The 16897-nt window shown below is 68.6% G+C and carries 17 protein-coding genes; 8 read left to right on the forward strand and 9 right to left on the reverse strand.

All coding sequences use genetic code 11. From position 1 onward, the window contains the following. Positions 1–52 precede the first annotated feature (52 nt). The 3 genes from ACIA58_RS07380 to ACIA58_RS07390 are packed head-to-tail and all read left to right on the forward strand — an operon-like array spanning position 53 to position 2941. Positions 53–817 carry a hypothetical protein gene (locus tag ACIA58_RS07380; RefSeq protein WP_396402725.1) on the forward strand — a complete coding sequence of 255 codons (765 nt, stop codon included), beginning with the start codon at positions 53–55 and terminating at the stop codon, positions 815–817. An 11-nt stretch (positions 818–828) separates the two neighbouring features. Then, entirely contained in the window at positions 829–2145 is a 1317-nt protein-coding gene (locus tag ACIA58_RS07385; RefSeq protein ID WP_396402726.1) for a hypothetical protein, read from the forward strand. A 25-nt stretch (positions 2146–2170) separates the two neighbouring features. Next, the gene (locus ACIA58_RS07390; RefSeq protein WP_396402727.1) at positions 2171–2941 is read left to right on the forward strand and encodes a metallophosphoesterase family protein; all 771 of its coding nucleotides are present in this window, start codon (positions 2171–2173) and stop codon (positions 2939–2941) included. 80 nt (positions 2942–3021) lie between these two features. On the opposite strand, the gene ACIA58_RS07395 is transcribed toward ACIA58_RS07390, so the two are convergent. After that, on the reverse strand, positions 3022–3666 hold the full coding sequence (locus ACIA58_RS07395) for a GNAT family N-acetyltransferase (protein WP_396402728.1): 645 nt from the start codon (positions 3664–3666) through the stop codon (positions 3022–3024). A gap of 55 nt (positions 3667–3721) precedes the next feature. Here ACIA58_RS07395 and ACIA58_RS07400 point away from each other — a divergent pair, with 55 nt between their 5' ends. Together ACIA58_RS07400 and ACIA58_RS07405 are read left to right on the forward strand one after the other, a co-directional pair. After that, positions 3722–4648, forward strand: a complete 927-nt coding sequence (locus ACIA58_RS07400) for a hydroxymethylglutaryl-CoA lyase (RefSeq protein WP_396402729.1) — start codon at positions 3722–3724, stop codon at positions 4646–4648. A 42-nt stretch (positions 4649–4690) separates the two neighbouring features. Continuing rightward, positions 4691–5530, forward strand: coding sequence for a helix-turn-helix transcriptional regulator (locus ACIA58_RS07405; protein ID WP_396402730.1), 840 nt, complete (start codon positions 4691–4693; stop codon positions 5528–5530). Here the strand turns inward: ACIA58_RS07405 and ACIA58_RS07410 are convergent. Continuing rightward, entirely contained in the window at positions 5527–6237 is a 711-nt protein-coding gene (locus ACIA58_RS07410) for an EcsC family protein (RefSeq protein ID WP_396402731.1), read from the reverse strand. The two genes, ACIA58_RS07405 and ACIA58_RS07410, sit on opposite strands and share 4 nt — an antisense overlap. Before the next feature lie 213 nt (positions 6238–6450). On the opposite strand from ACIA58_RS07410, the gene aat reads away from it, so the two are divergent. Further along, positions 6451–7116, forward strand: a complete 666-nt coding sequence (gene aat / locus ACIA58_RS07415) for a leucyl/phenylalanyl-tRNA--protein transferase (protein ID WP_396402732.1) — start codon at positions 6451–6453, stop codon at positions 7114–7116. On the opposite strand, the gene ACIA58_RS07420 is transcribed toward aat, so the two are convergent. Then, complete coding sequence (locus ACIA58_RS07420) at positions 7109–7795, reverse strand: TetR/AcrR family transcriptional regulator (protein ID WP_396402733.1); 687 nt, start codon at positions 7793–7795, stop codon at positions 7109–7111. The genes aat and ACIA58_RS07420 overlap by 8 nt on opposite strands. Positions 7796–7906: 111 nt before the next feature. On the opposite strand from ACIA58_RS07420, the gene ACIA58_RS07425 reads away from it, so the two are divergent. Beyond that, positions 7907–8374, forward strand: a complete 468-nt coding sequence (locus tag ACIA58_RS07425; RefSeq protein ID WP_396402734.1) for a nitroreductase family deazaflavin-dependent oxidoreductase — start codon at positions 7907–7909, stop codon at positions 8372–8374. On the opposite strand, the gene ACIA58_RS07430 is transcribed toward ACIA58_RS07425, so the two are convergent. From ACIA58_RS07430 to ACIA58_RS07440, 3 genes are read right to left on the reverse strand one after another with little or no spacing between them, the layout of a single operon-like run. Further along, positions 8371–10167, reverse strand: a complete 1797-nt coding sequence (locus ACIA58_RS07430) for an ABC transporter ATP-binding protein (RefSeq protein WP_396402735.1) — start codon at positions 10165–10167, stop codon at positions 8371–8373. The two genes, ACIA58_RS07425 and ACIA58_RS07430, sit on opposite strands and share 4 nt — an antisense overlap. Further along, entirely contained in the window at positions 10154–11950 is a 1797-nt protein-coding gene (locus ACIA58_RS07435) for an ABC transporter ATP-binding protein (RefSeq protein ID WP_396402736.1), read from the reverse strand. The genes ACIA58_RS07430 and ACIA58_RS07435 overlap by 14 nt, the downstream gene beginning before the upstream one ends. Positions 11951–12000: 50 nt before the next feature. Then, positions 12001–13059 carry a YhcG family protein gene (locus ACIA58_RS07440; protein WP_396402737.1) on the reverse strand — a complete coding sequence of 353 codons (1059 nt, stop codon included), beginning with the start codon at positions 13057–13059 and terminating at the stop codon, positions 12001–12003. Between the two features lie 124 nt (positions 13060–13183). Here ACIA58_RS07440 and ACIA58_RS07445 point away from each other — a divergent pair, with 124 nt between their 5' ends. Further along, positions 13184–14242, forward strand: coding sequence for an adenosine deaminase (locus ACIA58_RS07445; protein WP_396402738.1), 1059 nt, complete (start codon positions 13184–13186; stop codon positions 14240–14242). A 33-nt stretch (positions 14243–14275) separates the two neighbouring features. Here ACIA58_RS07445 and ACIA58_RS07450 read toward each other — a convergent pair whose 3' ends face one another. The 3 genes from ACIA58_RS07450 to ACIA58_RS07460 all read right to left on the reverse strand — a co-directional run bounded on the left by ACIA58_RS07450 (position 14276) and on the right by ACIA58_RS07460 (position 16865). Further along, a complete protein-coding gene (locus ACIA58_RS07450; RefSeq protein WP_396402739.1) occupies positions 14276–15046 on the reverse strand; it encodes an ABC transporter permease in 771 nt (256 codons plus the stop codon). Further along, the gene (locus ACIA58_RS07455; RefSeq protein ID WP_396402740.1) at positions 15046–16026 is read right to left on the reverse strand and encodes an ATP-binding cassette domain-containing protein; all 981 of its coding nucleotides are present in this window, start codon (positions 16024–16026) and stop codon (positions 15046–15048) included. The genes ACIA58_RS07450 and ACIA58_RS07455 overlap by 1 nt, the downstream gene beginning before the upstream one ends. 143 nt (positions 16027–16169) lie before the next feature. Further along, positions 16170–16865: a PadR family transcriptional regulator gene (locus tag ACIA58_RS07460; protein ID WP_396402741.1), complete on the reverse strand. Its 696-nt coding sequence runs from the start codon at positions 16863–16865 to the stop codon at positions 16170–16172. Between the last annotated feature and the right edge of the window lie 32 nt (positions 16866–16897).

A 16897-nucleotide genomic window follows, 5' to 3' on the forward strand; every position in this document is an offset into this window, starting at 1 on the left:
TTTTTGCCAGGCTTCTCCCGTGAGGTTGTCCACCGACGGATCGGGGAGTCAGATGAGCGACACCAGCGAGGAACAGTCACCGTTCGGCCGTGGGTTCATCGCGGCGAGCATCGTCATCGGCGCGGTCCTGCTCTGCGGCGCGGTGCTGCTGTTCGGCAGCCTGAGGTCCTCTGGGTCTGCCGCGACGCCGGGCCAGCAGCAAGCCGCTGTGCAGGCCGAGCCGCGCGCCGTGGAGCCTGCTGCGCCCGCGACACCGGTCGCCGGACGCTCTGGTGCCTCGACCGGCTGCAACCGCGCTGCGGGCGATCAATCGGTTCCGCAGCAGCCGCCCGCGGTGGACGGCTGGGAGGTGACCAGCCGCATCGTCGTACCGCGTTCATCGGCTTACGGCCCGACGAAGACCGACGCCGACGGTTTCCGTCGATGCTTCGCCCATTCACCGACCGGTGCTCTGTACGCCGCCTACAGCGCGTACGCCGCGATGGCCGACCAGGACAAGGTGGTCGCCACGGCGCGCAAGCTGATGCTGCCCGGGTCTGACAAGGACGCGTTGATCGACGAACTCGACGCCGACCAGTCGACGAGCGGGTACGCCGTGCCGCAGGTCGCCGGGTACCGCGTCATCGACGCCAGCGCGGACCGCGTCAGCCTGATGCTCGCCACGTCGGTCAACTCGGCGTACATGAGCCTCACCCTGACGCTCGTCTGGCACAGCGGCGACTGGCTCCTCCAACCACCGGAGCCGGGCGAGCCGGTAGGCGCGCCGTTCGCCCAGCACCGTGACCTGTCCGACTTCGTTGCCTGGAGTGGTGTCTGATGTGCGGGAAAATGGACCTCGGTTGCTACATCCAGGACGGCTTCCAGTCGGTCGCGACCAGCGCGCTCGACCAGCTCCAGCAGGCCGTCACGCAAGGCGCCCTGAACACGCTGAACGCGATGACGTTCTGGCTCAGACCCGACACCCCGGCCCTCGGCACGCAGCAGGGGGACACCTGGACGAACGGCGGCACCGTCGAGTTTCTGCAGAGCAACCTGCTCAGCGTCACGGCGGCCGTGTTCGCCGTTGCTGTGCTCGTGGCCGGCATGCGGATCGCCTGGGAGCAGCGGGCGCGACCGCTCCAGGACCTGCTCAAGGCCATCCTGACCTTCGTCGTGGTGGGAGCGGCTGGGACCGCCACGCTGCAGGTGCTGTCGTCGTGGTCGGACGGCTTCTCGGTCTACCTCCTCGATCAGGTGGCCGGCGGCGTGAAGCTGACGACGGCCTTCGGCGGCACGTCGCCCCATGAGCTGTTCGCCGCCGCGATGCCCGGGTTCGTGGCCATGATGACCGGCCTGGCCGTGATTGCCGCGTCGGCCGTCCAGATCGTCCTGATGCTGATCCGCTCGGCGATGCTTGTGCTCCTCGCGGGAGCGTTCCCCCTGGCCGCCGCCGCGACCAACACCGAGATCGGGCGCAATTGGTTCAAGAAGTTCTGCGGCTGGTCGTTGGCGTTCATCGCCTACAAACCCGCGGCCGCACTGGTCTACGCAGCGGCCATGAAGATGGGGCAGGAGCACCCCTCGAGCACGAGTGACGCCGTCGTGCGGGCGATGGGCGGCATGATGATGCTTCTGCTGGCGATCTTCGCGCTGCCGGCGCTGATGCGGTTCATGGTTCCCGTCACTGCGGCGGCGGCCGGTGGCAGCGCGGGCATGGGCAGCTCGCTCGCTGACCCGGGTGGGATGGCGACCGGCGCGATCAACATCGGCAGTTCCGGCGCGGGATTCGGCAGCGGCCGGGGTGCCGGCAGCTCCGCCGGGGCCTCCGGTGGCGGTGGTGGTGCGGGAGGTGGTGGTGCGGGAGGTGGCGCGACGGGTGCGCAGGCGGTCGGCGCGAAGGCAGCGGGGGCGAAGGCGGCCGGCGCGATCGCCGGCCCGGCGGGCATCGGCCTCGGGGCGGCGCGGAAGCTCGGCGGCAGCGTGGCCGGAGCGGCGGCACACTCGGCGGGTGAGTCCGGCGGCGGTGCGATCACCCCGCCCTCCGCCAGCGGGCCGATGGCCGGTCGCTCCGGCGCTCGGTCCGCGAGAGCCGGCCAGCGCGCCACCTCGAGCCAGTCCACGCAACACCGGACTCCAGAGCCCGCCGGCCCCTCCGGCGGTTGGTGACCGGACCAACTGAGAACATGCCCTGATGGACCGGTTGGCGTTGATCTCCGATGTGCACGGGAACCTGACCGCCTTGGAGGCGGTGCTGGCGGACATCTCGAGTCGGGGGATCACCCGGATCTTCAACCTCGGCGACTACGTCGGCAAGGGACCGCGGGGGCAGGCGGTGGTGGATCGGTGTCGCGAGGTCTGCGAGGTGAACATCCTCGGCAACTGGGACGACTTCCTGCCCGATCCCGAGCGCGTGCTGGACCGCGAAGGGCTGCGGTGGTGGAAGAAGGAGCTGCGGGAAGATCAGTGGGCCTGGCTGCGAGGACTCCCGTTCTGCCATGACTTCCTGATGAGCGGACGGCAGGTGCGGCTGTTCCACGCCTCGTCGACGAGCGTTCATCACCGGATCTCGTTCGATCACGACGAAGCGCAGTACCTCAGCATGTTCGAGAACACGCCGGCCACCGGGGACGGGCCGCGGCCGTCGGTGGTCGGGTACGGCGACATCCACGACGCGTACCTGGAGGAGGACCGCGGTCGGACGTTGTTCAACGCCGGTTCGGTCGGCAACAGCCTCGGTGACCCGACGCCGGTCTACGTGATCCTCGAAGGCGTCATGGACTCACCCGAGCCCGCGCCGCTCTCGATCCAGTTCGTCCGCGTGCCGTACGACGCCCGCGCCGAGCTGGCTGTGGCGCGGGAGCTGGGGATGCCGGAGCTCGACGGGTACGAGTCCGAGATCATCAACGGTGTCTACCGCACGGACTTCTACGAAGGCTCCGAGTTCGGCTACCACCGACGGTAGGAACGCAGCTTTCCACAGGGTTTTCCACAGGTGTGCATTGGGGGCCGTCAGCAACAATATGCTGCCTGTTCAGCTGCTCGTCACTTGACCAGCAGGGCCTCGGAGCCCACCGGCTTGTAGCCGGCCGCCAGGAAGGCACGCAGGGAGGCGGCGTTGCCCGGGGTGATCTGGGCCCAGATCGACGAGCCCGGTGGGATCAGGGCACGGGCGGCACGTGCGAGCCGGCGGCCCTGACCTTGGCCGTGGATCTGGTCGGGGAGCTCGATCGCGCACTCCAGACGCCCGGCGAGGCCGTGGCCGATGATGACGACGGAGCCGTGAAGGTCGCCGTACACCTGGACGTCGGTCCGGCACTCGAGCGCCCTCTCGACGCGGGGATGATCGTGGTCGGTGCGGACGGTGAGGCCCTCGATCGCGGCGGCGCGCTCGGCCGGGTCGGTGATGGCGGGGGCGAGGAGCATCGCGTCGTTCGAACTGACGTGGCGCTCGGTCAGGTCTGCCAGCGCGGTCAGGAACGGCGGGTTCGTCGGCGCGGCCAGATCGCCCGCCGGTACCTGCTCGGCCACCCACTCGGGGCTGACGTCGGCGGCGATCACGATGTGCCCGGTGAACGCGACCACCGCGGACTCACGCTCCGACGGTGCCGGTACGACACTGACGCCGAGGTCCGGGGCCGGGAAGACGCCGTTTTCGACGCCACGCAGAATGTCAGCAAGAGTTGTCATCACGAGCATTGTCGCGGAGATCCCGTGCACGCTCAGACACCACGGAGGCAGCACGATGCGGGAACCGCAGTTGGTGAAGGCCGAGGGGTTGCCGGACCGGGTCACGATCTACGAGGTCGGGCCGCGGGACGGGTTGCAGAACGAGTCGGCGATCGTCGACGTCGCCGTGAAGGCCGAGTTCATCCGGCGGCTGCTGGACGCGGGCCTGACCAGGGTCGAGACGACGAGTTTCGTGCACCCGAAGTGGGTCCCACAGTTGGCCGACGCAGCCGAGTTGCTCGAGCGGCTCGAGCTGCCGGACGGCGTCCGCGCCCCGGTCCTGGTCCCCAACGAGCGCGGCCTGGACCGTGCGCTGGCGGCCGATGTCGGTGAGATCGCGATCTTCGCGAGCGCGACGGAGACGTTCGCAACCAAGAACCTCAACTCCACCCTCGACGACCAGTTCGCGATGTTCACTCCGACCATCCAGCGCGCCCTGGCCGAAGGTCTGACCGTCCGCGGCTATGTGTCGATGTGCTACGGCGACCCGTGGGAGGGCGACGTACCGATCGACCAGGTCGTCAAGGTCGGCTCCCGACTGATCGACCTCGGCTGCCACGAACTCTCCCTGGGCGACACGATCGGCGTCGCGACACCCGGTCAGGTGACCGCGCTGATCACGGCGTTCGGTGAAGCCGGGGTGGGGGTCGACAAGTTGGCCGTCCACTTCCACGACACGTACGGCCAAGCCCTCGCCAACACCCTGACCGCCCTCCGCGCAGGCGTCACCACCGTCGACAGCTCCGCCGGCGGCCTCGGCGGCTGCCCGTACGCCGAGAGCGCGACCGGCAACCTCGCCACCGAAGATCTCCTCTGGCAACTCAACGGCCTGGGCATCCAGACCGGCGTCAACCTGGAGAAGCTGGTCGAGACGAGCGTGTGGATGGCCGGACAGCTGGGCAAGCCGTCACCGAGTCGCGTCGTCCAGGCCCTGGCCGGATAGGACCGGATACAAACTGTCGGTGGCACCCGTCAGGATGGCGGGGTGAGTGCGCAGCGGGCTGAGCTCGGGGAGTTCCTGAAGGCGCGGCGGGCGCGGGTGGCACCTGAGGACGTGGGGCTGCCCGGCGGCGGGCGTCGGCGTACGCCTGGGCTGCGGCGGGAGGAGCTGGCGCAGCTCGCGGGCGTCGGCGTGACTTGGTACACGTGGCTCGAGCAGGGCCGGCCGATCAACGCCAGCGGGCAGGTGCTGGACGCCGTCGCGACGACGCTCAAGCTCAGTCCGGTCGAGCGCGAGCATCTGTACCGGCTGGCCGAGGCGACCCCGGTCCGGCTGCCCGGTACGACGGATTGCGCGAGCGAGGCCGTCTTCATCGAGATCGTCGAGGCGCTCGACCCGCTGCCCGCGGTGATCACCAACACCCGGTTCGACATCGTCCGGGCGAACCGTGCGTACAACGATCTGTTCCACGACTGGCACCAGCTGCCCTGCATCCACAAGAACCTGCTCTGGTGCATCATCACCGAGCCGGCCGCCCGCGCCAAGCTGCTGAACTACGACACCGAAGTGCCGTACATCGTCGGTCGCCTCCGCTCGGCGTACGCCGAGCACATCGGCGACCCGGACTGGGAGACCGACCTCGAGCGCCTGCGCGCGATCAGCCCCGAGTTCGCGCAACTGTGGTCCCGCCACGAGGTCGCCGCCTGTACGCCGCGAGCGCGCCACATCGTCAACCCGGCCGTCGGCGAGCTGCACTTCACCGTCACCGAGCTCGCGATCCCGGCCCACCCGGACCTGGTTCTCTTCGTCGAAACGCCCGCCGACGAGGACACCCGCGCCAAGCTGCCGCTCACCCGCCGCCAGCCGGCCGGCCAGTCAGCCTAGGACCGCCCGGGTCCCGGCTCGATCGGGCGGCGGATCCTCCGGATCAGGCTCTTGTCCGCGAACTGACCCACCCGGTACGTCGACCAGCCGTCCACGCCGGCGCCAACCGCGCCGCCGAGCAGCGGGATCCGGCGGGTGATGGTGAGCGCCATCTTCTTGCCGCTGATGCGTGCGATCAGCTCGGCGACGACCTCGTTCGAGACGTGCCGGTCGAGATCCGGGTCGAACACCGGGGCGGTCGCGATCGCGAGCGGCGACGTCGGCAGGCTCGACTTCTTCAGCCGGTCGGCGACGCCTTCCTCGCCGAGCAGGCAGGTGATGACCGCGGTCCGGACGCGCGGATCGTCCAGGTCGTACCCACGCAGGTGTGCGATCGCGGCCACCATCCGGGCCTGGACGATCGCGATGCCGGTCAGGTTCGCCGGCAGGGAGACGGGGAGCGTGACGAGACCGCCGAGGCCGGTGGCGAAGCCCTGCACGCCGGCCAAGCGGATGTGCTGGTCGATCACCGCCTCGATGGCGAGCTGTGGGTCACCGCCGCACCGCTCGAGCTTGTTGTCCGCGATCCGCTCCGCGCCCGGGAACCGCTGGTACCCGTCGATCGCGATCTCGAGGATCTGGCGCAGCACACCGCCCGCTGCTGCCGGGGCGAACCTCTGGGCGGCGGGCGCGAGACTACTGGCGACGAACCTGGCTACTCCGGCCACGGTGCTCCTTCCCGCCCGGCCCACGCGTCAGAACCCGGACGTGCTTCAACTGTACGTGCCCGGTAGATCCTCGCCACTCGGGAGAAACCCTTGGTGTCCCCTAGGTGGATCGCCAGGCCATCACAATCGACGCCCCTGGCCGCGCGCCGCGTGACTCGGCGCCGATGGGCACATTGTGATGGCCTGGCGATCCGCATGGTCCAGGATGGTCCTGTGCCAGTTGAACCTGTCCCGTCCCAGTGGGACTTCCCGCCCGTGGGAGTTGCGGGGGCGAGTGATGTGGTCGCGGGCGGTGCGGACCTGGCGCCGGGGACCGTGCTGGCGGCGTACCGGCGGGGGCTGTTCCCGATGCCGGACCACCGCGGCTCGGTGTTGTGGTGGTCGCCGGTCGATCGGGGCGTGATCGACGTGGCCGGCTACGAGCCGTCCCGGTCGCTGCGGCGGGCCCGGGCGAAGTTCGAGATCCGGGTGAACACGGCGTTCGACCAGGTCATCCGTGCCTGTGCGGATCCGCGCCGGCCCGGTTCGTGGATCGACCGCGACATCATCGCGTCGTACACCGAGCTGCACCGGCTCGGCTGGGTGCATTCGGTCGAGGCCTGGGACGGCGACGAGCTGGCCGGTGGACTGTACGGCGTCGCGATCGGCGGGCTGTTCGCGGGCGAGTCGATGTTCCACCACAAGACCGACGGGTCGAAGGCGGCCGTCGCCGGGACGATCGAGTTGCTCGACGACGAGTACGCCGCGGACCGGGTCTTCGACATCCAGTGGGTCACCGACCACCTGGCCACCCTCGGCGCGGTGTCGATCCCCCGGGAGACCTACGTACGCCGGATCGCGCGCGCGGTCGACGTACCGCTGCCGAAGGCGTTCATGTGAGCCCCACGAACGCGGCCATCTGGCGTGACGTCGACTCGTAGAACTCGTCCGCGGGGTCCATCGAGCCGACCAGCTGACCGAACAGCTCGAAGCTGATCATGCCGAAGAGCTGGGTCCACACGATCACGGTCCGGAGCAGGACCGCCGTCGGGACCCCGGGCGCCAGTTCGACGAGGACACCCACCTGCTGGCCCAGTAGTCCCGAAGGCTCCGGTGCGTCGGACGGCGGCCTCAGACGACCCGATGCCTGGGCGCGCTGCAACAGGCCGAGGAGCAGTAGCGGGACCCGCACGGCAGGCTCCACCGTCGTTTGGGGCGCCTTGTAGCCGCTGATCGGTGACCCGTAGATCAGCGCGTACTCGTGCGGATGAGCGCGCGCCCAGTCCCGGACGGCCGCGTAGATCGCGACCCATTCCGCGAGCAGATCGTCCCCGTCGGCCGCACCCTCCGCGGCCGTGCCGAGGGCGTCGTACGCGTCGATGATCAGCGCGGTCAGCAGGTCGTCGCGGCTCGGGAAGTACCGGTACAGCGCCGAGGAGACCATGCCGAGCTCGCGAGAGACCGCGCGCAGCGACAGCGCCTCCGCCCCGACGGTCGCGAGCTGCCGGCGAGCGGCGCTCTTGATCTCCTCGGTCAGCTCGGCCCGGGCGCGTTCACGGGCAGTACGTCCGGCGTTCATGCAGCCAGTGTGCCACAGAATCGAGAGCAGTGCTCTTGACAGTGAGCATCGATCTGATGTTCACTGATCACAACAGAGAGCACCGCTCTCGCAAACGACCAGGAGTCTCAGATGACCGAGTACAAGCAGACCTACGACAGCAAGCGCGTCATCACCGCCTCCGAGGGCAGCATGCGGGTCTTCAACAAGATCGTCGCCCGCCTGACGAAGCTGGGTCTGAGCCTGATGGGCAGCCGGGTCCTCTCGGTCCAGGGCCGCAAGTCCGGCGAGTGGCGCAGCACCCCGGTGAACCTGCTGATCGTCGACGGCCGGCGCTACCTGGTCGCACCGCGCGGCCACACCCAGTGGGTGAAGAACCTCCGCGCCAGCGGCACCGGTCGCCTGCAGCTCGGCGGCAAGGTCGGGACCTTCCACGCCGAGGAGCTCGCCGACGCCGACAAGATCCCCGCCCTCCGGATGTACCTGAAGAAGTGGGCCTGGGAGGTCGGCGCCTTCTTCGGCGGCGACGTCTCGAAGAACTCCCCCGACGAGGTCCTGCACCACATCGCTCCCGGCGTCCCCGTCTTCAAGATCAGCTAGTGGTACGACGCAGCCTGGATGCGGTACAGCTCGGCGTACTGCCCGCCGCGGGCGATCAGCTCGTCGTGGGTCCCGGTCTCGACCATGCGGGCGCCGTCCAGGACCACGATCAGGTCGGCCATCCGCACCGTCGAGAACCGGTGTGAGACCAGGATCGTGACCCGGCCGTCCGTGCCGTCTGTGCTGTCCTTGGCCGCCGCGGCGTACCGCTCGAAGAGCGCGTGCTCGGTCTCGGCGTCCAGCGCAGCGGTCGGCTCGTCGAGCACGAGCAGCAGCGGCCGGTCCCGCATGAAGCCACGCGCCAGCGCGAGCTTCTGCCACTGCCCGAAGCTGATCTCCGCTCCGTCGGGCCAGGTGGAACCGAGCTGGGTGTCCAGCCCGGACTCGAGCCGCTCCAGAACGTCCTCGGCACCGGCCCGCCCGACCGCAGTCGTGACAGCCGGTACGTCGTCCAGCCGCGGCAGATCCCCCAGCCCGACGCTGTGCGCCGCGCGGAACTCGAACCGGAAGAAGTCCTGGAACGCGCCCGCGATCTTCTGCCGCCACGCTTCGGCCGGTATCCGGTCCAGCGGCTGATCGTCCAGCAGCACGCGTCCGCTGGTCGGCTCGTACAGCTTGCAGATCAGCTTCACCAGGGTCGACTTGCCGGCACCGTTCTCGCCGACGACCGCGATCACCTTGCCTGCCGGCAGCCGCAGGTTGACGTCCTCCAGCGCCGGCCGGTCGGACCCGGCGTACGTGAACGAGACGTGCTCCAACCGGATGCCGTCGGTGAGCCGCTCGGGCGCGGGGAGATCGGTGGCGCGGTCGAACGAGGCCGCGTAGTTCTCCAGCCAGACCAGCCGCCGCGATCCGTCCAGCCAGATCCCGCGCAGGAAGCCGATCTCGCCGACGGTCGCCCCGATGTACGACGACAGGCGCGCGCCGGCCGCGAGGATGAGCAGCACGTTGCCGACCGAGCCGTGCGGTCCGGCCGCGACGAACAGCACCGCGCCGACGTACGCCGTGCCGAAGATCGCCCAGGCCACGGCATGCCAGGCCGCGCTGACCCATCGGGCGGTGGCCATCGGCTTGTACCACTGCTCCCACTCGCGGCGCCGGTTCGCGACGAGGTCGGCCCCGATCCCGATGACCCGGACCTCCTTGCCGGGGGCGCTCGTGGTTGCAGTCTTGAACAGGTGCTCGGCGAGGCGATAGTGGGCGGCGTACTGCTCCTCGACCTGCCGCTCGACGCCGGGACGCCAGCTGGAGCTGATGACCGTCGGCAGCGCGAAGACCAGCAGGAGCGCAAGGATCGGCTGGATCGACATCAGCAGCAGGACGGTCACGACGAGCCGGAGGATCCAGCCGCAGGTCGAGAACAGCGACATGTACATGTGGTCGAGCACGAACACCTGTTTGCGCAGTACGGACAGGCGGTCCAGGTAGTCGCGGCGTTCGTGGTGCTCGACGGTGGCGACGGACGCCTGCAGTCGCGCGACATGGGCCTCGAGCATGATCGTCACCCGATCCCGGAACCGCCGGGAGATGCGGGTCGACAGCGTCCGCAGGAACCAGGTCGCCGTCACGGACAGGGCCAATCCGCCGGCGGCGAGCAAAGTGGCTCTGCGGTCGTCCTGCAGTACGCCGTCGGCGAGGACCTTGAGCCACAACGCCAGCAAGGCGTCGGGGACCGCAGCGATCAGTGTCATCAGGAAGGCCGCGAGCAGCAGCCACGGCTCGTGCTGATAGCCGAGCTTGCAGAGCCGCCACATCGCGGGGATTGCCCTGGGGAGATCGTCAGAGCGTGTCATAGCTCATCCCTTCCTCGTCGACCTCAGCCGTGAAGCGCTTGGCCTGCAGGTCGAACATCGTCCGATACCGCCCGCCGAGGGCCATCAGCTCGTCGTGGCTGCCGAGCTCGACGACGCGGCCCTGCTCCAGGACGCAGATCCGGTCGGCATGCCGGACCGTCGAGAACCGGTGCGAGATGAGGATCGTGGTGACGTCGCGGGTCGCGGTCAGGATCCGGTCGAAGATCGCCGCCTCACCGCGAACATCCAGCTGGGCCGTCGGTTCGTCGAGGAGCACGAGGCCGGCGCCCTGCCGCACTGCGCAGAGCGCCCGCGCCAACGCGACGCGCTGCCATTGCCCGCCGGAGAGATCGGTGCCGTCGCCGTACCCGGTCGCCAGTCGGGTGTCCAGGTCGGCCAGGTCGGCGGCGCCGGCGTCCACGAGGGCGGCCCGGATGTCGTCGTCGGGAGCACCGCCCGGGGCGACGTTGTCGCGCAAGGGCAGCTCGAGCTTCAGGAAGTCCTGGAAGACCGCGGCGACCCGCGTCCGCCAGGCATCGACATCGAGGTCCCGCAGGTCGGCGCCGTCGACCCGGATCGTGCCGTCGTCGGGGTCGTACAACCGGCACAGCAGCTTGGCCAGCGTGGTCTTGCCTGCGCCGTTCTGCCCGACCACAGCCAGCGACGACCCGGCCGGAACGGTCAGATCGAGCCCGTCGAAGACCGGCCGCGCAGCCTGTGGATAACGGAATCTCAGCCCGCGGAGATCGATCCCGACCGCGCCGCGGCGTACCTCTTGGTGGCCCGGTGACAGCGCGCCGGCCGGCGCCATCGCGGGCTCCAGGCGCTGGACGGCGGCGACCGGGGCGGCTGCTCCGTCGAGCGCCCAGTTCAGCCCGCCGAACGCGATCATGCCGACGCCGATCGCGACCTGCGCGAACACCACCAGCCGGTCGAGCTCCAACCGGCCGTCGATCGCCGCTGCACCGAGAGACCAGAAGACGACGCCGTTGGCCACGGCGATGATCAGGAGGCTCCAGATCATTGGCCGCTCCCGCAAACGGGTAGCGGCGTACTGCAACTCGAACAGCCGGCGGCGTCGCTCGGTGAAACGCTGCACGGTCCAGTCGGCGAGGCCGAACAGCCGTAGCTCCTTCGCGGGGTCCGGCTCGACGGCCAACTCGTACGCGTACTTGGCGTGCCGCTGCGCCGATCGGACCTCGGCCGTGTTCCGGTCCTTCCAGACGCCGCTCTCCCGGAGCAGCCAGTGCGTCGCCGTCCACGCGACGAGCAGCAGCAACGGCGCCCACCAGCTGAACCCGAACAGCACCACGGCGGACGCGAAACCGCCGACCAGCTCGACCAGACTGCCCGCGACGAAGTCGACGTTCAGATACATCGGCGGCCCGGTCTGCCCGTGGTCGAACTCCCGGGCAACGGTCAGATCCTCACTCAGCTCCGGATCCTCGAGATGCCCGATACCGGGCGGCCCGACGCACGCCTCGGCGAGCCGGTCGTTCAGGTACGCCGACACGCGATTCCCCAGGTTGGCGCTGACCGCCTGATGCACCGGCGTCAACACCTGCAGCAAGATGAACGTCACGCCCATCAAACTCAACGGCCCCGCCAGCGCATCACCATGCTGCACCGCGCCGACCACCAACCCCATCGCGATCGCGAACACCGCCGGCAAGGCCCCGCGCGCCAGCAGCAGCACCCACCAAGCCGCGGCCAACCGCGAATCAGCCCGCGGCAGCACCCCGAAGAACTGCCACTCAGGTCGCCGCCGCAGCCGTTTCACCATCCCCTCACCATGTCACCACCCGCCGACCAATTTCTTGAACATTTGCCGGATCACTCCTCGGTGGTGAGCTCTGCCTCCAGCTCGGCGACGCTCGGCAGCGCGGACTGGAATTCGTCGGGGAGTGAGCTGTTGATCGCGTCCGTCCACTCCGCCACACCGATCGGCGCCTTGAATCCCTTCAGCGCGTACTCCGCGACAACCTTCTTCTTGTTCCGGCAGAGCAGAAGACCGATGGTCGGCTTGTCGCCCTCCTTCGCGAGTACGTCGTCCACCACGGCCATGTAGAGACCGAGCTGACCCAGGAACGCCGCGTTGAACTTCACCGCTTTCAGCTCGACGACGACATAGCAACGCAGTTCGAGGTGGTAGAAGAGCAGGTCGCAGAAGAACTCCTCGCCGTCCAGTTCGAGCCGGACCTGCTGGCCGACGAACGCGAAACCTTGGCCGAGCTCGATCAAGAACTTTCCGACGTGCTCGACAAGCTTCTGTTCCAGCTCGCGTTCGCGCCAGCCTTCGGTGCTGCCGAGGAAGTCGAAGAGGTACGGATCGCAGGTCGCCTGCTGGGCGAGATCCGACCGCTCCGGCGGCATCGCGGTGGCGAAGTTGGTCACGGCTTTCCCGGCGCGCTCGTGGAACCGAGCGTCGATGTGCAACGCGAGCACGTCACGGCTCCACCCACGCTCGACCGCGGCTGCGGCGTACCAAAGCCGGAGCTCGGCCTCGTCGAGCTTGTCGAGCAAGGCGACATGGTGACGCCAGGGCAATTGTGCAACGGTGCGTTGCACAAATGCCGGGTCGGGCCAGGCGGCGGCGAAGGCTCGCATGTATTTGAGGTTGCGGGGTGAGTAGCCGGTCGTGCCAGGGAAGCGGGACTTGAGGTCGGTGGAGAGCCGGTCGACCACCTTGCTGCCCCAGCCTTCCTCGTGCTGGCGGTTGAGGATCTCCTGGCCGATCGACCAGTAACTCGCGAGCATCTCCTGGTTCGCGGCGGTGACGGCACGTCGGTGCCCAGTGGCTACGTGCGTGGAGATGCGGTCGAGCAGGTCCGGGTACCAGTCGGGGAGGGAGGATCGGGCGGGGGCGCTCTCGAAGCGCGGCTTGTCGTTCATGGCAGCAACGCTTTCGCGGCGACACCCCGAAAACCGAGGGCCTTTCCGGGGCATCGCGGGGCAACCTGGGGCATCTCGGGGCAGCGTGGGGCAGATTCGGTCCGGGCGCTGCGAAGATGGCTGGATGATGACTCCGGAGCTGGTGAATGCGGCGCCTAAGGTTCTTTTGCATGATCATCTTGATGGGGGCCTGAGGCCGGAGACGGTGTTGGAGTTGGCGGGGGAGATCGGGCATGCGTTGCCGCGGGCGGAAGCGCCTGAGCTGGGGGCGTGGTTCGTCGAGTCGGCGGACTCCGGGTCGCTGGAGCGGTATTTGGAGACGTTTGATCACACGGTCGCGGTGATGCAGACGGCTGAGGCGATCAAGCGGGTGGCCAGTGAGTGCGTGCAGGATCTGGCGGCGGACGGTGTGGTGTACGCCGAGGTTCGGTACGCGCCGGAGCAGCATCTGACGCTGGGGCTCACGCTCGAGCAGGTTGTGGATGCGGTGCGGGAAGGGTTCGAGCACGGGATGGCGGTGGCTGAGCGGCCGATCGTGGCTCGGCAGCTGTTGACCGCGATGCGGCACAAGGCGCGGTCGATGGAGATCGCCGAGCTGGCAGTCGCGTACCGCGATGCCGGCGTGGTCGGGTTCGACATCGCCGGTGCCGAGGCGGGCTACCCTCCCACCCGGCACCTGGACGCGTTCGAGTACCTGCAGCGCGAGAACGCCCACTTCACCATCCACGCGGGCGAGGCGTTCGGCCTCCCGTCGATCTGGCAGGCGATCCAGTGGTGCGGCGCGGACCGGCTCGGTCACGGCGTACGGATCATCGACGACATCACGCACGAGGGCGACAAGATCGAGCTCGGCCGGCTCGCGGCGTATGTCCGGGACCGGCGGATCCCCCTCGAGATGTGCCCGAGCTCCAACCTGCAGACCGGCGCGGCCACGTCGATCGCCGAGCACCCGATCGGCCTGCTCGCCAAGCTCCGCTTCCGCGTCACCGTCAACACCGACAACCGCCTGATGAGCGGTACGTCGATGAGCCGCGAGCTCGCCCTGCTCGCGGAGGCGTTCGACTACGGGCTGGCGGACTTCCGCTGGTTCGCGATCAACGCGATGAAGTCCGCCTTCATCCCCTTCGACGAACGCCTCGCGATCATCGACAACGTGATCAAGCCTTGGTACGCAGCAAACTGAAGGAAGGACAGAGAAGGAGGGGCGGAGTCCGCATCAAACTGATCGCTGGTACGTCCGGAAGGCCCGGGTAGAAAGCCAGCCGACGATCAGCGTGAAGGCCACTAAATACGCGCAATGCCGTCCCACCGAGGACCAGTCCGGGGCCGCTGCCAAGGACTCGCGGGCGGCGATCGTCGCCCAGTCGACCGGGTTGAAGCGGGCCGCGACGTTGACCCAGTGCGGCGCCACCGCGGGGTCGATCATGATCGAGGACATGAACGTCAGCGGCAGCGAGACGAACTGCGAGATGCCGATCAGCGCCTCCTGCTGACGGGTGAGCAGGGCGACGGCGTTCGACAGCGATCCGAACGCGGTCCCGACCAGCATCGACGCGACGATCGTGATCAGGTAACCGCCGGCGCCACCGTCGTACCGCGCGCCCGCGGCGATCCCGATCGCGAACACCAGGATCGTCTGGATCAACGTCGTCGACGCATTGCTGAGCAACTGCCCCGCCATCAGCCCACCGCGGCTCACCGGCGAGGCCAGCAGCCGGTCCATCACGCCGCGCTCCATGTCCTGGATGAACGCCGTACCGCTCCAGCCGCTGGTCATCAACGCGGTCATCATCACGATCCCCGGCGTCAGGAAGGCGATGTACGACGAGTCGCCGAACCCCGGGATGTGCACGACACCCTGGAACAGCTGCCCGAACAACAGCAACCAGATCGCCGGCTGGATCAACGTGAACGCGATCAACGCCGGCTGCCGGTACGACGCCCGCGTCCACCGGCCAAATACCAATCCCGTGTGTGAAAAGGACATCACGCAGCCTCCTCGGCAACCTTGAACGAGCGACCGGTGTGCTGCAGGTACACATCATCCAGCGAAGGACGCGACACCGTCACCGCAACCACCGGAATCGCCTTGTCTTCAAGGACTCCCAGTACGGCGGGAACCGCAGTCGCACCGTGATCCACCCGGGCCCGCAAAGTGTTGCCCTCGACAACGATCTCGCCGACACCGGACAACTGCCGCAACAACGCGCGCACATCGCCGTCGGTATCGGGATCGACCAGCTCCACCTGCACCGAGTCACCGCGCAAAGCGGACTTCAAGGCTTCCGGGGTGCCCTCGGCAACGACCTTGCCGTGGTCGACGATCGCGAGCTGACCCGCCAGCCGATCAGCCTCCTCCAGGTAGTGCGTCGTGAGCAACACGGTCAGACCCTCCTGGCCGGACAGTCGCAGTACTTCGTTCCACAGATCGGCGCGTGCGTCCGGGTCGAGTCCGGTCGTCGGCTCGTCGAGGAACAGCACGCGAGGCTGGTGGACCAGACCGAGCGCGACGTCCAGCTTGCGCTGCATGCCGCCGGAGTACGTCTTCACCGCTCGGCCGCCGTGCTCGGCCAGGCCGAACCGCTCCAGCAACTCCGTCGCCCGGCGAACCGCCGCCTGCCGGGACAGACCGAAGATCCGCCCGCTCAGGACCAGGTTCTCGAGACCGGTCGCCATCGGGTCCGAGCTGGGCTTCTGCGGGACGTACCCGATCGCGTGCCGAACGCGGTCCTGCTCGCGACCAACGTCGTACCCGGCGACGCGCGCCGTACCGGAGTCGGCCCGGGACAGCGTGGTGAGGATCTTGACGGTGGTGGACTTGCCGGCGCCGTTCGGTCCGAGTAGGCCGAGGACGACCCCCTCCGGGACGCTGACGCTCAGACCGTCGAGCGCGCGGAGTGGAGGGTTCTTCCGGCCGGCCGGGTACGTCTTGACCAGATCGACCGCTTCGAGGGCATGCGTAGCCATTCAGGTGACTCCCTTGTGTGCTGGGAGCCGGTCCGGGCTGGCTATCCTGATGGATGCGCCTTGGGTGCCAGGTCTTCGGACCGACTCGAGGAACCGCGGCCCTCGACTCCTGGTGTTGCCGCACCGTGGGTCGAGGGCCGCATCTATTGGGCTTCCGGTGGAATCGCCTTCATCCAGGCGAACTCCTGACCGAAGTACTTGACCGGATCCTTCAACTGCTCGGCCGGACTGACCCCCTCCTCCAGGAAGTGCTTCCAGGCCCGTCGCCAGAACACGGCGCCGCCGAGCGAGTCCGTCCGGATCTCCTCGGTCAGCTGGTGGACGTACGCCGACTCCGCCTGGAGCAGAGCCAGCCGGAACTCCGACTCGACCCAGAAGATCCGCGGGAACTCCATCGCCGTCATGTGCTCGTGCAGCGCGGTCATCTCCTTGATCTCCGCATCGACCGCCGCCAGCCGCTGCTCGAGCAGCTCGATGGCACGATCCGGCGGCAGGCCGGGCAGATACGCGAGGCCGGCCTCCAGCGGATGGAACTCGCGCGACGGCGTACCGACCAGCTCGCTCAGCCAGTCGCCGAACTCGGCCGACCCGGCGTCGGTGATCTGGTACACGGTCCGCTCCGGCCGGTTGCCCTCCCGGACCGTCTCCAGCGCCTCGATGAAGCCGTGCTTCTCCAGCGCCGACACGACCGAGTAGAGCGAGCCGTAGTTGACCTTGATGCTCTGGTCCTTGCCGCGGGCGCGGAGCATCGTGGAGATCTCGTAGGGGTGCATCGGCCGCTCGCTGAGACTCCCGAGCACGGCAAACGCCAGCGGATTGCCGACCTTGCGCCTGGCCATGGAGCCTCCTCGATCTCGATTACTCGAAATCG

The organism is Kribbella sp. NPDC051586, from assembly GCF_044453965.1.
In the GTDB taxonomy this organism is placed as follows: Bacteria; Actinomycetota; Actinomycetes; order Propionibacteriales; family Kribbellaceae; genus Kribbella.

Excerpts from the sequence above, each read along its gene's own strand:
- ACIA58_RS07380 (WP_396402725.1), top strand. The coding sequence starts at position 53 with ATGAGCGACACCAGCGAGGAACAGTCACCGTTCGGCCGTGGGTTCATC.
- ACIA58_RS07455 (WP_396402740.1), bottom strand. The coding sequence starts at position 16,026 with ATGGCTACGCATGCCCTCGAAGCGGTCGATCTGGTCAAGACGTACCCG.
- ACIA58_RS07425 (WP_396402734.1), top strand. The coding sequence starts at position 7,907 with ATGACCGAGTACAAGCAGACCTACGACAGCAAGCGCGTCATCACCGCC.
- ACIA58_RS07460 (WP_396402741.1), bottom strand. The coding sequence starts at position 16,865 with ATGGCCAGGCGCAAGGTCGGCAATCCGCTGGCGTTTGCCGTGCTCGGG.
- ACIA58_RS07420 (WP_396402733.1), bottom strand. The coding sequence starts at position 7,795 with ATGAACGCCGGACGTACTGCCCGTGAACGCGCCCGGGCCGAGCTGACC.
- ACIA58_RS07430 (WP_396402735.1), bottom strand. The coding sequence starts at position 10,167 with ATGACACGCTCTGACGATCTCCCCAGGGCAATCCCCGCGATGTGGCGG.
- ACIA58_RS07385 (WP_396402726.1), top strand. The coding sequence starts at position 829 with ATGGACCTCGGTTGCTACATCCAGGACGGCTTCCAGTCGGTCGCGACC.
- ACIA58_RS07395 (WP_396402728.1), bottom strand. The coding sequence starts at position 3,666 with ATGACAACTCTTGCTGACATTCTGCGTGGCGTCGAAAACGGCGTCTTC.
- ACIA58_RS07440 (WP_396402737.1), bottom strand. The coding sequence starts at position 13,059 with ATGAACGACAAGCCGCGCTTCGAGAGCGCCCCCGCCCGATCCTCCCTC.
- ACIA58_RS07450 (WP_396402739.1), bottom strand. The coding sequence starts at position 15,046 with ATGTCCTTTTCACACACGGGATTGGTATTTGGCCGGTGGACGCGGGCG.
- ACIA58_RS07400 (WP_396402729.1), top strand. The coding sequence starts at position 3,722 with ATGCGGGAACCGCAGTTGGTGAAGGCCGAGGGGTTGCCGGACCGGGTC.
- ACIA58_RS07445 (WP_396402738.1), top strand. The coding sequence starts at position 13,184 with ATGATGACTCCGGAGCTGGTGAATGCGGCGCCTAAGGTTCTTTTGCAT.
- ACIA58_RS07435 (WP_396402736.1), bottom strand. The coding sequence starts at position 11,950 with ATGGTGAAACGGCTGCGGCGGCGACCTGAGTGGCAGTTCTTCGGGGTG.
- ACIA58_RS07390 (WP_396402727.1), top strand. The coding sequence starts at position 2,171 with ATGGACCGGTTGGCGTTGATCTCCGATGTGCACGGGAACCTGACCGCC.